Genomic DNA, 15,619 nt, shown 5'->3' on the forward strand with positions numbered 1-15,619 from the left:
TGTGCGTTGGTCAGGCCGAGTCGGCAACCTGTGCGCGCGTGATCGCGCGGTGTGTCCGACGCTCGTACTCGATGGTGCGCAGCACCCGGAATCCGTCGCTGAAGGCATTGAGGTTGCTGCGCCCATGGATTCGACAACTCTCGTGGGAGCCGACCTCCTTGATCGACAGACCACTGCGTGCCATGCGCACATTGATGACGGTCTCGATCTCGAAGCCGTCTCCCCACTGGGCCTCGGCCAGCGTGGTGTCGGGCAGGTCGAGGACGGCTACGTGACGACGCCAGAAAGCGTTGTAGCCGTAGCAGAGATCGGCGAAAGTGGTGTGGAAGATCCGGTTGACGAGAAAGTTCAGACCCTTGTTGCCCAGGCGGCGGAACGTCGTGATGTCGTCACTGCCGCCGCCATGGGAGAACCTGCTCCCCTTGGCCAAATCGGCTCCGCTCACGAGAGTTTCGACGAATCGAGGGATCTCTGCCGGATCGGTCGAGCCGTCGGCATCGATCATCACGACGATGTCGCACGTCGCGGCCGCGAAGCCACATGCCAGTGCGTTGCCCTTACCCGCACGGGTCTGCGGGATGATCACCGCTTCGGGCCAGAGCTTGCGCGCTACAGCCATGGTGTCGTCGACCGAGTTTCCGTCGACAACGACGATCTGGTCGACCGTCGGCATCCGTTCGGCGACGTACGGCAGGTTCAGCGCCTCGTTACGAGCAGGGATCACCACCGTTACCGTCGGCTCCCGCGAGGCTTCCGAGCCGTCGCCGTCGGGCGTTCCCGGCTCGAATTCATGCTCGAATTCAGTCATTTCGTCATCTACCGCGCGCGGAGTATCTCCGTTGAACGTGTCCGTCACCGATCTCCCCTTCGTATGAGGTCGTGGTCGTCATCGCGGTATCGGCACCAGACCGCATTCCGGTCTCCCGGCTCGCCCAACCGTACTAGATAAGGGTAGGCTTACGAAACCTGAAGAGGAAGATAGTCGGTGCGACCGTGCTCACAGTGGCCGCCCGATCCTCTGAACGGACTACACAGCCAGGAAGAGGGGGAATCGTGAGAACGTCTGCCACAGGGCAACATTCGACTCGAACTCAGGTTGCCATCATCGGTGCCGGACCCGCGGGCCTCACGCTGGCACACATGCTCGCCGGCCAGGGAATCGACGCCGTGGTGCTCGAACGGCACACCGAGGACCACGTTCGGTCACGGGTGCGTGCCGGAGTCATCGAGAATTCGACGGTCGACGTTCTCACCGAGTTGGGCGTTGCCGACCGCCTCCACCGTGAGGCGTTGGTACACAAAGGGTTCTACATCCGCCTCGATCGCACCACACACCACCTCGATTTCCATCGACTGTCTTCTCGCAACGCCTACGTCTACGGACAGGCCGAGATCGTCGCCGACCTCATCGACGGACTCCGTGCGGCCGGACGCGAACCCATTTTCTCCGCCGACGACGTCTCCGTGCACGACTTCGAGGGCAGCGCACCGTCCGTCGAATTCACCGTCGATGGCGTCCGACATCACGTCGACGCCGACGTCATCGCGGCGTGCGATGGCTTCCACGGCGTCGGACGCGCGACGATGGCGCCATACGTCGAGACCCTTGAACGCACGTATCCCTTTGCCTGGCTGGGCATTCTGGCGCACTCCACACCGGTCACCGAGGAGGGCATGTACTGCGCCCACCCGGACGGGCTGTCGGTTCACAGCATGCGCGGACCGCACCTGAGCAGGCAGTATCTCCAGGTCCCCGCCGACACACGCCTTTCTGACTGGAGCGACGAGGCGATCTGGGCCGAGCTCGCCCGACGCAGCGCCAGCGACGATCATCCGCCCCTGGAGACCGGCGAGATCATCGATCGCAGCCTCGCACCCCTGCGCAGCGTGGTGACCCAACCCATGCAACTCGGTTCGTTGTTCCTACTCGGCGACGCCGCGCACATCGTTCCGCCGACAGGCGCAAAGGGACTCAATCTCGCCGTCTCGGATGCATGCGTGCTCTCCCACGCGCTCGGCGCGTTCTACGCCACCGGAAAGCGTGAGGAACTCGACGCCTACACCGTCCGCGCGCTACCGAGAATCTGGCAGGCGCAATCGTTCTCGTGGAACCTCACGTCGCTGTTACACCGTTTCTCCGACGATCCGTTCGACTGGGAACTGCGGCGCGCGCGCCTACAGCGTTGGGTCTCGTCCGAAGACGAGCAGCGCGCACTCGGCGAGGTCTATCTCGGACTGCCGTTCCCGACTCCCTGGAACTTCGCATGAGTGAAGTCGTCGCGAGCCGCGACGGGTTCGTCGAGTTCGATACCGAACAGTCTGCGCAGCAACGGGATCGACTCTCGCATCGTCACAGGCTCAGACACCCGGGTTCCGTCGGCGTCGGTGGTCACCAGACGGTATCCCGCTTCCCCGCGACGCGACGTGAGGGTGTGGCGGCTCCCGCCGTCGTCACGGGTGCAGATCACCGACCCCGTGAAGCGCGACGACGCATCAGTACTGTGCCAGCGCGCCATACCGGCGAACTCGCCGAGTTCACGCGGCACACCGTCGAGCACGTATCCACCGCCGTCACTGGCGATCTCCCAGGTGAGCGGGTCGTCGAGATCGACCTCGGCGGTGACCATCTCGCCACCGAAACCCACGTCGACGAGGTGACGTACAGACCCCGACCCCACCACGATCGCCATGTGCCCCAACGGCAGTCCGACTCCCGCCTCAGTGCGTACCTGCGCACCGATCGGTTGCGCCTGCACCCCGAGCTCACGGAGCGCCAACAGGAGAACCCCGTTGAGCTCGTAACAGATCCCCCCGCGACGCTCGGTGATCAGCTTGTCGATGATGGCCCCAGGAGAAACGTCGACGACCAGTCCGCGGTGGATGTCGAGGTTCTCGAACGGTATTACCCGATGCTGCGCACGTGCGACGGCATCGATCGCGGCACTGTCGTGGTCGGCGAGCTCCGGCGCCCGCTCGCCGAAACCGATGCGCGCCAGGTAGGCGTCCGTCGGAAATCTCACATTCAGCTTGGTCACAGAATAGAGGATAGGCTACCCTCAGTTTGATCACCGGGGGTGGTCCACCACTCATCTACGTGATCTTTCATCACGATCGGAGTTTTGAGCATGCACGACCGCCGCGGCGAAAGACGGGAAACCCTGTCCGGCAAAGCCCTTCGCATGGCACGTCTGTTTTCGTCGCCTTCGCGACGCGCGCTGGTCGTGCCGATCGACCATTCGGTGACCATCGGTCCGCTCGGTCGGGCAGACCATGCCGATACGACCGCAGCGATGCTCGCGGACGCGGGCGCCGATGCGCTCATCGTCCACAAGGGCAGAGCGAAAACCATCGATCCACGACGTTTCACCGCACTCGGCCTGATCGTGCACCTGTCGGCCGGGACGAGTCTTGCGCAAGACTCGACGGGCAAGGTGCTCGTTGGTTCCGTCGACGAGTGCCTCGGGCTCGGCGCCGACGCGGTGAGCGTTCATGTGAACGTCTCCTCGGATACCGAGCCCGAACAGCTCGCCGACCTCGGTCGGGTCGCCCGCGAATGCGAACGCCTCGGAATGCCGCTGCTGGCAATGATGTACGCACGCGGAGCGACCACCTCGCCCGCGTCGACGTCTGCGCAGACCCTGGCACACCTGGCCGCGATCGCCACCGACCTCGGAGCCGACATCGTCAAACTCGACTACGCGGGCACCACAGAGGCCATGGATCAGGTCGTCGACTCGTGTCCGCTGCCCATCCTCGTAGCGGGCGGACCTTCTGCGGCGTCCGACGACGCAGCCATCGAACTCGGTTGCCGTGTCGCACAATCGCGCGTCGCAGGACTCAGCTTCGGACGCCAGATCTTCGACGCCGACGATCCGTCACAGGTGGCCGGCGCACTTGCCGCCCACCTTCACGACCACGATCCCCGCGCGCTTGCACTGGCCTGAGCGCGAAACCAGCCCCTCCCCTTCACCATCGAGGTAGATACACATGAGCAACTCCACTGACATCGTGACCGACGACATCACGCCCCTCGGCGTCGATCGCGACAATTCGTCGACCGCAGCAGCGCAGTCCGATTCCGGCCGTGAGCATTTCGCCTGGGTCGACCTTCGCACGGTGCCCGCGGGCACCGTCGACGCCATGGTGCAGGCGGCCATTCATCAGCGCATCGACGGCATCATCTCCGCCGACATCGATCTCCTCGACGGCCTGCCGCCCACCGTGCGTCGGATCTACGCACCGGGCCACGTCGGTGAGGACTTCGCGGGAGACCATGCCTCGGCCGACATCGTGCTGGTTCCTCACGGCGATTCCGAAGAAGGCGCTCCGGGCGCGGAAACCGCGGTGCACGTCGTGGTTTCGGACGCCGACACCCTGCGCGACGCCTGTGAGACCGTACGCCGCGCACCCTGGACACTGCTGACCTTCACCGACCCCACCAAGATCCCCCTCGAGATCGTGATCGCGGCAGCGGAGAACTCCGGCGGACGCACCGTCACCGTCGTCAACGACATCGAGGACGCCGAGATCGTCAAGCTCGTACTCGAACACGGCTCCGACGGACTGCTGCTCGCCCCGAAGAGCGTCGACGACATTGCAACGCTCGCCGACGTCATCCGCCCGTCCGCCGACCGCATCGAGCTCACCGAGCTCACCGTCACCAAGGTCGAGCACATCGGCATGGGAGAACGTGCATGCATCGACACCTGCTCGCTGCTCGCGCAGGACGAGGGATGTCTGATCGGTTCGTTCTCGACCGGAATGTTCCTGTCCTGCAGTGAGACCCACCCGCTGCCCTACATGCCGACCCGTCCGTTCCGGTGGAACGCCGGTGCCGTGCACTCCTACGTTCTCGTTCCCGACAACCGGACGCGCTACGTCAGCGAACTCGCTGCCGGGCAGCCGATCCTCGCGGTGCGCAGCAACGGTGATGTTCGCGAAGTGCGCATTGGGAGAGTCAAGATCGAGCGCCGCCCACTGATCTCGGTCAGCGCAACGGCACCCGACGGCCGCGCGATCAACGTGATCGCTCAGGACGACTGGCACGTGCGCCTGCTCGGCCCCGGCGGTTCGGTGAACAACGTGACCGACCTCGTGCCCGGCGACCGCCTCCTCGGCTACGCGCCGACCGAATCACGCCACGTCGGATTGCCGATCACCGAGTTCTGCGACGAACGATGAGTGGCCCCGACGTCCTGTGGTACATCAATCCCACTGACGGCGACGTCCCGTGGGAGCCCGAGCACCGCTTCGCCCCGACATTCGACGCACTCCGGCACCAGGCGCGCACCCTTGACCGGCTGGGCTTCTACGGCGCGCTGACCACTGCACGCGAAGCGATTTCACTCGTCGGCGACACCGAACACCTCCGTTTCCTCATCCCCGAGTACCCCGGCGTCAAGCCTCCCGTGCTGATGGCCGAGGAAGCCCAGGTGTTCGACCAGTACTCCGGCGGTCGGCTGATCTACAACCAGGTCAACGGCGCCGATCCGGTCTTGCACCGGTACGGCAGGTTCGAGTCGAAGGCCGACCGCTATCGGATGTCGGCCGAGTTCTGGACCCAGGTCAAGCGTCTCTACCTCGACGACACCGAGGCATTCCAGGGCGAATTCTTCTCGTACGGACCGCGATACAAGCCCGCGATTCCCGGCGCCCGGCAGCCTGATGGCATTCAGGTCTGGGGCACCGGTGCGTCGACCGAGGGCATCGCACACGCGGCCGAGGTCCTCGACGTCTACCTGTCGTTCATGTCCGAACCCGATGCGCTCACAACGCTTTTCGATCGGGTCCGGACGGCCGCGGCCGAGCGGGGCCGATCGCTGCGGTTCGGTGTACTCGCGAGCGTGATCGTCCGCGAGACCGAAGAGCAGGCGTGGGAACGCTTTTCCGAACAGCTCGCACACACTCGACCGGAGACCGTTCTGGCCACCGCCGACCGCAATCTGCGCAGCTTCGGCTATCCGGGCATCGACGAGATCACCAGCGAGAACCCGCAGGTTCAGGCCCGTATCGACGCTCTGCGCGCGGGCCGGATTCCGGGTAGGGACCTGCTGGAGTTCGCCCCGAACATGGCTGCGGGACTGACCACCTGGACCGCCGCGGAGCCGCCGTTCGACATCGCGGGCAAGGGCACCGGTACGTACTTCGTCGGCAGCGCCGAGAATGTGGCGGCGGCGATGTCGTCCGTCGCAGAGCGCGCGGGTATCGACATCTGGATTCTGTCCGGGTGGCCTCTGGCCCGCGAGGCCGAGATCACCGCAGAACTGCTGCTCCCGCTTCTGGCAACCGACCGCAGCACGCGACTGGTCGACGCCGCTTCTGCCCGGTGACCGCCACGCAGAAGCGGGGACTCACCCCTCGACGCCTGAATCTGTTCCGCGACGACAATACCGGCGTCGGGATCAACATCGTCGCCGTGATGACGTCCAGTGTCGCGACCGGCGCACTGGGTTTCGTCTTCTGGACGATCGCGGCGCGCGGATACTCGACGGCGGAGGTCGGCAGAGCGTCGGCCATCATCACGTCCGCGACACTGATGGCCACCCTGTCGAATCTGAGTCTCGGAAGCCTGTACGAACGCTTTCTGCCGATCGCCGGGTCCAAGGCGCTCCGCCTGATCACAATCGGCCGCTCCGTCATCATCGTGACTGCCGTGCTGTTCGGGCTCGGCTTCGTCGTACTCGGCCCCCGCGACGCGCTGTTCACGTCGTCGGCAGAGCCGTGGCTGTACCCCGTCATCGTTGCGGTACTCGGCGTTTTCGCCGTGCAGGACCAGTTGCTGATCGGACTCGGGCGCTCACGTACCGTCGCGCTCAAGAACGTCACGCAGTCGACGATCAAACTGATTCTGGTCGCCCTGCTGATCCCGTTCGCATCGGGTTCGGCCATCGTCGCCGCCTGGGTGATCCCCGCAGCGGTCATCGCGTGCTGGATCGGACTGGGCGCTGTGCGTCCCACCGCGCGTGCGATGACGGGCCCCGGAACCCTTCCCGGGCGCGGTGAGATCGCGCACTTCTACGCCGGCTCTCTCGCGATGACAGCGGTGGGAGTGGTTGTGCCACTCGTCGTTCCACTGGTCATCGTCGCACAGCTCGGTACCGAGATGAACGCATACTTCTCGGTCTGCTGGCTCGTCGTCAGCACGGCGGCCATCCTGCTCAACGCCACCTGCGCGCCGTTCGTGTCGGCCTCGGCGGAGCCCGACGTCGATTTGCGCGCAACCACATTGCGTTTCATCGCACTGTGCGGTGGAGCGGCAGTGGTCGGTTGCCTACTGCTGATCGCACTGGCGCCGTGGATTCTCTCGATCATGGGCCCGCAGTACGCCCGCGAGGGGACAGATCTCATCCGCCTGATGGCGCTGACCCTGCCGACGGTGGCGTTCGTGGTGATCTACGGCGGCCTCGCCCGGGTACAGCGCAAACTGAAACTCGCTGTCGCGACACAGGTCGTCTTCGGTGTTGTCGTGGTCTGCGGAATCGCCGCGGCAGCCGATCGGTGGGGCATCATCGGCGTCGCCTACGTCTACCTGCTGGCCGATGTCGCCGTCGTGCTCTTCCTCCTCGTGCCCGGTATCCGTCTGATCCGCCAAGCCCTGGATCCGAAGACCACTCTCGCATCGTTCACCGGAGCCGACAGATGACCACTTCTACCGACGCAACCCTCGGTGACACCGCCGAGGCCCGTTCGGTGCGAACCGCGATCCTCGCAGGCGCACAACGTTTCACCGACCGCCCGGCCATCCGCATGGCGGGTCAGAGCCTGACGTACGGCCAACTCGTCGACCGAGCCACGTCTGCCGCGTCGTCGATCACCGCGCATGCGAGTGGAGCCTCGAATCCGATTGTCGTGCAGGTGGGATTGTCGCCCGATGCGGTCGCACTCGTTCTCGGGGTGTTTCTCTCCGGACATCCGATCGTCGCCCTCGACCCGCACCTGCCCGCAGAACGGGTCTCGACGATCCTGGCCGAGCTCGAGAAGCACGACCGCCGTGCCGAATTCATGATCGCCGACGCCGAGCACCTCGACGCCGCCCGCGCCGTCGCTGCCGCCCACGAGCTTCCGGTGACCGACCTCGCGGCGATCACACACCGAGGCGCCGCCGCGGGCCCCGGAACAACCGCGGGTCTCGACAATCCCGACAGCCTCACCAGCATCCAGTTCACGTCCGGTTCGACGGGCACACCCAAGGGCGTCCTGCATCCGAATGGCATGTGGCTCTGCGATTCCGAGCTGATGCGCACCGGATTCTCGATCACGCTGGGACGTCGGGTCGCGCTGTGCCTGCCGATCAGCTTCGGTGCCGGACTGAACGTCCTGATCGGTTCGCTGATCAATGGGGCCGACATCACCGCCGTCGACCCGCGTGACCGCACCGCAGCTGCGGTACTCGACGAGCTCGCCGAGTGCGCCGCCGACGTCACCTTTCTCACCCCGGCACTGCTGCGTGCGCTCACGAGCGCACGCGAGGCGACCGGCCATCCGGCGTGGACGTCGTTGCGTCGCATCATCACCACCGGCGAGGCACTGACGTCCGACGTCGCGCAGGCCGCGCTGTCGCACGCTCCCGAGGCCACGGTGACGAACTGGGTGGGATCGTCGGAGACGTCGGCACTTGCCTACTTCGATCTCCGCGCGGGAGAGCACGTCTCTCCCGGCCCGCTTCCCGCAGGCGTTCTCGCGCCACACAAATCGGTCACCATCGACGACGACGGTCGCGTCGTCGTATCGTCGCGTCACCTCGCACTCGGATATCTCGACCCGGCGGCCGACGAGGGCCGCTTCTCCCGCGACGCCGACGGAGTGCTCAGCTTCCGCACCGGCGACAGGGGTACGTGGGACGGCGCAACGCTCATCCTCACGGGCCGCGTCGACGACGCCGTGAAGATCAGGGGCTATCTCGTCGAGCCCGCGGAGGTGCACCGCGCGATCATGTCCGACGGCGACCTCGCCGAAGCCGCAGTGATCGCACGGCAAGAGCCCGATTCCGGCAGGACCGAGCTGCTCGCGTACGTCGCACCAGTGCCCGGTGGCCGCACCCCACCGGCCGCCGAAATCCGCACCAGACTGCGACAACGACTGCCCGAGTGGATGATTCCCGCACACGTTGTCGAGCTCGCCGCCCTCCCGAGAACTGCGCGCGGCAAGATCGACCGGGCCGCACTACCCGCGCCGACCCGACACATCGACCCGCCCGTCGGCGATCTCGAGATATCGGTGGCAGCGATCTGGTCCGAGGCCCTCGGACTCGACGAGATCGGACGTGACGAGAACATCTACGCACTCGGTGCCGACTCGCTGACGGTGGCACAGATCCTGGTCGGAATCACCCGGCGCCACGGCGTTGCACTCACCCAGGCCGACGCCGCGTCGGCACCGACGGTCGCGGCGATGGCACACACGCTGGATGCACGCCTGCGACCGGATTCCGTTGCCGGGAAGGGCGATTCACTCGCCCCGACGACGGTTCCCCTACGCCGCGGCGACGGGCAGACGGTCTTCTGCTTCGCGGGCGCGGGCGCGTCGGCGTTGGTGTTCGTCGCGCTGGCAGATCACCTCGCCGGCGATGAACGGATCGGATCGATCTACGGATTCCAACCCCACGGCCTGGAGAATCGCGGTTTCCCCGACTGGACGGTCGGTATGGCCGCGCGCAGACATCTGCGCGATCTGCGTCGCCTCCAACCGAGCGGACCCTATGTGCTGCTTGGCCATTCGTTGGGCGGATTGATCGCGCTCGAGGTCGCCCGACGACTCCGCCACGCGGGCGAGCAGGTCGAGTTGGTGATGACGCTCGACACGTTCGTCCCGCAGCACACCGCTCGCGCCGTCGGCTCGTCGGCGCAGACTCCCGCGACCACCGAGAGCACCGAAGGCCCCCAGTTGTCTCGATCAGAGCTGTGGCGCAATCGAATTCAGTTGCTTCGCGCCGGGTTCCTCACCGACGCACCCGTCGAGTCGGCACGTGCGATGGAGCAGGTCGGTTGGCGTGTGGGCCGGTTCCACCGCCCCGGGCCGTATCACGGCCGGGTACTCGTCGTGCTCGGGGCCGACAACCACCACGACGAACGGGTCTGGACCGATCAGCTCACCCCGGGCGACATCACGATCACCCGGATTCAGGCCGATCACATGTCGATCGTGCGCGAGCCACACATCACCGAGGTGGTGGGGCACTTCCTCCACGCGCTGCCCTGACGCATCACCTGTGCCGCAACGCATTCGCGTAGCGGTGCGGTGCTGTCAGCATCGCGACGGCGAAGACGGCAGAGCGCATCTCACCCGCCGCGAGCAGCGGGAGCACGTCCCGACGGGATACGCGAGCACGCGCGATGCGCAGCAGTTCGTCTGTCATGGGGCCCGCACCGCCTTCGTGCTCTGCGCGCATCGCCATATGCGCCGCGGGGATCAGAACCTCTCGATACACGAATGACCGTGCAGTCGAACGCCATTGCCTCGTGTCGGGAACGGTGTCGAGCATCTCGAGGACCTCGTCGCCCATCTCGAAAATCGCGCGCGTGTCGGCCGTGACACGGTGCGACACCGAATCGTCGCGAAGTCGATAGCGGTACAACGCCTCTGGCACCGTCGCCACGGCGCGCGAGTCCAGCGCCACCCGCGCGATGGTCGACAAATCCTCGTACGCGCGGCGCGTACCCCACGGGTCGTCGCCGAGAACGTCACGGCGGAAGAGCTTTCCACTGGCATACGACCGTGCCCTGCTGCGCAGCAGTAGGCTCGCGTACTCGTCGCCGGAGAGCGCGCCGGTCGGAAGCACCGGAGTGAACTCTCCCGTCGGCACCCCACTCTCGTCGACGAATCGCGTTGTGCACGTCGCGAAATCGGCGTCGGAACGAAGCAGTTGGTCCAGCATTGTCGCCGTGAACGCCGCGTCGGCGATGTCGTCGCTGTCGAAGAACCAGATGATGTTGCCCGACGCTGCCGCAAGTCCCGCGTTGCGTGCGGGCCCGACACCGCTGTTGTGTGGCATACGCACGACCCGATGCGCGACCTCCCCATCAGCGAGCACGGCTTCTGCCCGTTCGATGGAATCGTCACCGCCGCGATCATCGACGAGCACGATCTCGTCGACCGGAGCGTGCTGGTCGATTATCGAGCGCACACATGCCTCGATGTAGGCAGCGCTGCGATAGACCGGCACGACAACAGACACCGACACGTCTTGCATCGTCAGTCGAGTCCGGCTCGTGGCGGATTGAAACATCGCGAGATGCGCTCCCCTCAAAATCACTCCGCGTAAGGGTAGCCTAACCGCGATACCATGCGCCTGTCGGGCACCGCCGCGGACGAGGTCAGGGCCTGACCGTGGCGATCACACCGGTGTGGTCGGAGCCGGGCAATTCGACTCGACGAAAGCTCGTCGGCATCGGACCGCCGCGCGTCATCACCCGATCGAGAGCGAGCACGGGCGGAAAGCGCCTGTTGGCGGGATACGTTGCGACGATCCCCGCCCCGAGGTGATCAGCGGCGTCGACGAGACCCGGCGGTTGCGCGAGCAACCGCCGAAAGCGTGCGTGATCGTAGGTCGAGTTGAAATCGGCGCCGAGGATCAGCGGGAGTCGCTCCTCACCCAGCGTCGAGGACAGCAGATCGACCTCGTACGCCCACCGCCACGCCGGCTCCGGCCACGGCGGTATGGGATGCAGTGCATATATGGCGCGACGCCCGACACCCGGCAGGCCGACGACGGCCCGCAGATTGGCCATCGCCATCTTGCCGATGCGGAACTCGTCGGTCAACGGGTAGCGCGAGTAGATGCCGGCCCCGCCCCCACCCCGCCTCGGAACCACGAACCGATACGGCAGCGCACTGGCGATACCGGCGGCGTCGAGCTTGCCGATCGCGTCGTCGGTGAGTTCGACGACGGTGGCGATGTCGACGCGATTGTCGCGTATCTCCCGCACCACCGACGGGGCGTCGGCCTGTCCGAGATAGATGTTCGCCTGCATGACGGTGATGTCCGACGCCGCGCGCGCCTCGTGGGTTCCGATGAAAAGCGGTACCTGCGTGCCGATCCCGATGGCGACGATCACTCCGGCGACGACAGCACACATCCATGCCCGCGACGCGAGCAACACCACCAGACCGACGATCCCGATCACGATCAGGATCGGGGTGCCCGCGGCCAATCGTGCCCAGGTGTTGCTGACGAATGGCACAGCATGCGCGACGACTCCGAGAAGACCGGCCGCGGCCAGCAGGCAACCGATGATCGTCAGCGCTCGGCGCAGGCGACTCGACCCAGCCCGACTCGACCCGGTCCTGCTCGACTCAGCCGTACGCGACGTCGACGGCGTATCGGGCAAACCCGAGCCTCTCGTAGGTGTGTAGGGCTGCGGTGTTGTCGCCTTCGACGTAGAGCATCACTGTCCCGATCCGACGGTCGGCAAAGTAGTGAAGCCCGGCCAGCGTGAGCATGCGGCCGAGGCCACGGCCCTGAGCGGCCGGGTCGACCCCGACGATATAGACCTCGCCGAGATCGGCGTCCTGAAGCTTTGTCCAGTGGAAGCCGAGCAGCGTCGTCGGGTCGTCGACGTCGTAGGCGAGGAACAGTCCGGCCGGGTCGAACCACTCGGACGATGTGCGTTCGGTGATCTGCTCCGGCGACCATCCGCCCTGCTCGGGATGCCACGCGAACGCGGCGTTGTTGACCCTGAGAATCTCCGCGTCGTCGGCGGGGCCTGCGTAGGTGCGCAGCTCGATCGACGGGTCGACGACCAGCGGTGGCAGATCAGACCCGTCGGCTGCGACGTCGCGGCGTAGTTGCAGCAGCTCCCGCTGCTTGTGCAGACCCATGCTCACCGCGAGCGCCTGCGCGCCGGGCAGATCGCCGTGCGCCCACGCCCGCGGCGTCGGACCGTCGGGATTCGAGACAGCGCGCGCGGCGTCGAATGCTTTGTCGAACAGGGCCTTGCCGTGCCGACGGCGTCGCAGGGCCGGGTCGACAACCCCCTCGATCATCGAGGGCTCCCCTTCGCGTCCGGGGGTGATGTTGGCGTAGCCGGCCGTCGAGACGACGTGACGCACGCCCGACTCCACGTGAGATCCGGCGGCGTCGTCGATGGACAGGACGGCCTGCTCGGACAGCGGGGCGACATCGTCGGCGCTGGTCGCGTCAGCCACCAGTCGGCGTGCGTGCGCGACACCGGCGGCGTCGAGTCGCTCGGTGACGATCGGGGTGTCTCCGATCGCGTCAGCTTCCGCTGGCACTGAACTCCTCACCGAATCCCGAGGCGTCGAAGGAGTCGCCCGCAGACCTGGCGTCCTCATTCACGTCTCCACCGTCGAGGTCGTCATCGAGATCTGCATCCTCAGCAATATCACCGTCGGACAGATCGCCATCAGCAACGTCATCGTCGGCAATGTCATCGTCGGCAATGTCATCGTCGACCGGGTAGTCGCTTGCCGCTCCGGAGCCCGCGCCGCGACCGCGCGTCGGACGTACTGCTTTATATCCGACGTTGCGCACGGTCCCGATGAGCGACTCGTGCTCGCTGCCGAGTTTGGCGCGCAGGCGTCGGACGTGGACGTCGACGGTTCGGGTGCCGCCGAAGAAGTCGTAACCCCACACCTCTTGCAGTAGTTGTGCGCGGGTGAACACCCTGCCCGCGTTTTGCGCGAGGTACTTGAGGAGCTCGAACTCCTTGTAGGTGAGGTCGAGCGGGCGCCCACGCAGTCGAGCGGTGTACGTGCCCTCGTCGATCACGAGTTCACCCAGCGTGACCTTGCCGGACGCTTCTTCCGTGCCCACCCCACGGGTACGAACGACCAGAAGCCGAAGCCGCGCGTCGAGTTCGGCTGGTCCGGTCGCCGGGAGGAGGAATTCGTCGAGGCCCCAGTCGGCGTTGACCGCGACGAGCCCGCCTTCGGTCAGCACCGCAGCCACCGGCACGGCTGAGCCGGTGCTGCCGAGGAGTCTGCACAATCCGCGTGCCGCGGCGAGGTCTGTTCTCGCGTCGACGATGGCGATGTCGGCGTTACTGGCCTCCATCAGCGACGACACCTCGGTGGGTGCCACACGGACCGTGTGCGCGAGCAGCGACAGGGATGGCAGCACCGCCTCCGGATTCGGATCGGCTGTCAATAACAAGAGATCCACGTGATACTCCGATCTCGTCTTCCCGCCCTGAACTCCACCACTACTACTGCGACCGCCGGGCAGAAGTTCGCCGGGACGTCAGCATCACACACGAACGAACCTCATTGTTTACGTCGGCTTACCACCGTGTGCGCGATAGATGACAGAATAGCGCCAATGTCGGGTTCTGCTGTTAACAAGGCAGCCGACGGGGGTGGCGCAACTGCGTCGGGCAGCCACGAGCGCGGCACATTCCGCGCCCGTCGCGCACTCATCGTCGGCGTCTGTGTCGTCGTCGTAGTGCTGGTCGGGGCGTTTCTCGCCGATCTCGGCGCTGCCGCGCGCGGCGAGTACCGCCTGTCGCGATCATTGCAGGCCTCGCCTCGGATCACCTTCGATCCCGAGGTCACGCTCAGCGGATTCCCCTATGTGACACACGCGTCACGCGGCGAGTTCTCCGGTGCGACCATCACCGCGCGCGGCGTCGCGGTGGCCGGTTGCCAGATCCGACGCGGATGTACCGCAGAACTCGGCGCCCGTCTCGGGACGCTGTCTGTGCCCGATGGGTGGAGCATCGGGCCGTCGGACACGATGCACACCGAGTCGGTCGACGCGTATACGCGGCTCGACTCGGTGAACCTCGGCCGATTCCTTGGCATCCTCGACCTCACGGTGAACACCCCCGCCCCCGAGGGCAAGGCCGGCGGCGGTGGCCCGCAGGACGGCCTGCTGCACCGATCATCCGGGGTGCTGCTGACCGGAACCGTCGCACTGCCCCCATCAGATAGTCCCCTGCCCTCCGCGGGCGGCGAGACCACGCCCGTCCCCGCTGACACCCCGTCGGCGTCGGAGTATGGGGGTCGCAAAGCAAAGGTGAGCGTCAGCGTCGACCTCTCGATCCGCGACGGTCGGCTACACCTGGAGGCCACCGACTTCTACGACGGCCCGGAAGAACACGAGAGCGCCCCAGAACTCGACGGCCCCGACAACGCGGCACTGCGCGCCCAAGTGCTGCAACGATTTTCGACGACGCTGCCACCCCTCCCCCTACCGTGGGGCATCACTGCCACGGGTGCACACAGCGAGGGAAGCGACGTACTCCTCGTCGCCGACACCGGTCCGCGCGATCTTCGCCCGAGAGACTTCTGACAACCGTCGGCATTCAGCAAGCGATCGCAACCCGGCGATGCAGTCGAAATCATGGGGGCCGCTATTGAAGTGCCACGGGGTGCCTGTTGTACCCTCGTTGGCATGCAACTGCGCCGTGAGCTTCTGCTCACCCGTCGGCGGGCGATCGACTTTTGTCGCGTCGCCGACTGTTGCTGTCTCTAGTCCGGTGATCGCGCCACCTCAGCACGCTCACCACAGGTGACGGCCGGTGTGTGCAGTGTGCGCGCTCGTGACATCGCAAGTCCGCATCTCGTCAGATGCCGCCGTCATCGTTCGACCGTCATTCGACCGACGTCCGGCCCATTCTCATCACTCCGGTGACCGGACACACTCACCGAGAAATCCCACCTC

General features: G+C 66.0%; 13 protein-coding genes. 7 read left to right on the forward strand and 6 right to left on the reverse strand.

Translation table 11 applies throughout. From position 1 onward, the window contains the following. Positions 1-10: 10 nt before the first annotated feature. Positions 11-808, reverse strand: a complete 798-nt coding sequence (locus tag ACRVY7_RS03620; RefSeq protein ID WP_431816008.1) for a glycosyltransferase family 2 protein — start codon at positions 806-808, stop codon at positions 11-13. Between the two features lie 245 nt (positions 809-1,053). Here ACRVY7_RS03620 and ACRVY7_RS03625 point away from each other — a divergent pair, with 245 nt between their 5' ends. Next, positions 1,054-2,268, forward strand: coding sequence for a 4-hydroxybenzoate 3-monooxygenase (locus ACRVY7_RS03625; protein WP_431816009.1), 1,215 nt, complete (start codon positions 1,054-1,056; stop codon positions 2,266-2,268). Here the strand turns inward: ACRVY7_RS03625 and ACRVY7_RS03630 are convergent. Further along, positions 2,226-3,035, reverse strand: a complete 810-nt coding sequence (locus ACRVY7_RS03630) for an arylamine N-acetyltransferase family protein (protein ID WP_431816010.1) — start codon at positions 3,033-3,035, stop codon at positions 2,226-2,228. The two genes, ACRVY7_RS03625 and ACRVY7_RS03630, sit on opposite strands and share 43 nt — an antisense overlap. Positions 3,036-3,125: 90 nt before the next feature. Between ACRVY7_RS03630 and ACRVY7_RS03635 the strand changes: the two genes are divergently transcribed. Genes ACRVY7_RS03635 through ACRVY7_RS03655 form a run of 5 tightly spaced genes read left to right on the forward strand, consistent with a single transcriptional unit; the run spans position 3,126 to position 10,197 of the window. Then, complete coding sequence (locus ACRVY7_RS03635; protein WP_431816389.1) at positions 3,126-3,944, forward strand: 2-amino-3,7-dideoxy-D-threo-hept-6-ulosonate synthase; 819 nt, start codon at positions 3,126-3,128, stop codon at positions 3,942-3,944. Positions 3,945-3,987: 43 nt separating this feature from the next. Further along, positions 3,988-5,181: a 3-dehydroquinate synthase II family protein gene (locus ACRVY7_RS03640; protein ID WP_431816011.1), complete on the forward strand. Its 1,194-nt coding sequence runs from the start codon at positions 3,988-3,990 to the stop codon at positions 5,179-5,181. After that, positions 5,178-6,329 (forward strand): LLM class flavin-dependent oxidoreductase, encoded by a 1,152-nt coding sequence (locus tag ACRVY7_RS03645; RefSeq protein WP_431816012.1) that lies wholly within the window; start codon positions 5,178-5,180, stop codon positions 6,327-6,329. The genes ACRVY7_RS03640 and ACRVY7_RS03645 overlap by 4 nt, the downstream gene beginning before the upstream one ends. Further along, positions 6,326-7,642, forward strand: a complete 1,317-nt coding sequence (locus ACRVY7_RS03650) for a lipopolysaccharide biosynthesis protein (protein WP_431816013.1) — start codon at positions 6,326-6,328, stop codon at positions 7,640-7,642. Before ACRVY7_RS03645 ends, ACRVY7_RS03650 begins: the two co-directional genes overlap by 4 nt. Beyond that, positions 7,639-10,197, forward strand: coding sequence for an AMP-binding protein (locus tag ACRVY7_RS03655; protein WP_431816014.1), 2,559 nt, complete (start codon positions 7,639-7,641; stop codon positions 10,195-10,197). Before ACRVY7_RS03650 ends, ACRVY7_RS03655 begins: the two co-directional genes overlap by 4 nt. 4 nt (positions 10,198-10,201) lie before the next feature. Here ACRVY7_RS03655 and ACRVY7_RS03660 read toward each other — a convergent pair whose 3' ends face one another. From ACRVY7_RS03660 to ACRVY7_RS03675, 4 genes are all read right to left on the reverse strand, one after another. Next, positions 10,202-11,188: a glycosyltransferase family 2 protein gene (locus tag ACRVY7_RS03660; RefSeq protein WP_431816390.1), complete on the reverse strand. Its 987-nt coding sequence runs from the start codon at positions 11,186-11,188 to the stop codon at positions 10,202-10,204. Positions 11,189-11,312: 124 nt separating this feature from the next. After that, positions 11,313-12,326, reverse strand: a complete 1,014-nt coding sequence (locus ACRVY7_RS03665) for an endonuclease/exonuclease/phosphatase family protein (RefSeq protein WP_431816015.1) — start codon at positions 12,324-12,326, stop codon at positions 11,313-11,315. After that, complete coding sequence (gene mshD / locus ACRVY7_RS03670) at positions 12,292-13,230, reverse strand: mycothiol synthase (protein ID WP_431816016.1); 939 nt, start codon at positions 13,228-13,230, stop codon at positions 12,292-12,294. Before mshD ends, ACRVY7_RS03665 begins: the two co-directional genes overlap by 35 nt. Next, positions 13,214-14,119, reverse strand: coding sequence for a winged helix-turn-helix transcriptional regulator (locus tag ACRVY7_RS03675; protein WP_431816017.1), 906 nt, complete (start codon positions 14,117-14,119; stop codon positions 13,214-13,216). Before ACRVY7_RS03675 ends, mshD begins: the two co-directional genes overlap by 17 nt. Positions 14,120-14,275: 156 nt before the next feature. On the opposite strand from ACRVY7_RS03675, the gene ACRVY7_RS03680 reads away from it, so the two are divergent. Next, positions 14,276-15,247 (forward strand): LmeA family phospholipid-binding protein, encoded by a 972-nt coding sequence (locus ACRVY7_RS03680; protein ID WP_431816018.1) that lies wholly within the window; start codon positions 14,276-14,278, stop codon positions 15,245-15,247. Positions 15,248-15,619: the final 372 nt, after the last annotated feature.

The sequence above is a fragment of the Gordonia jacobaea genome (genome assembly GCF_965344965.1).
GTDB classification, from domain to species: domain Bacteria; phylum Actinomycetota; class Actinomycetes; order Mycobacteriales; family Mycobacteriaceae; genus Gordonia; species Gordonia jacobaea.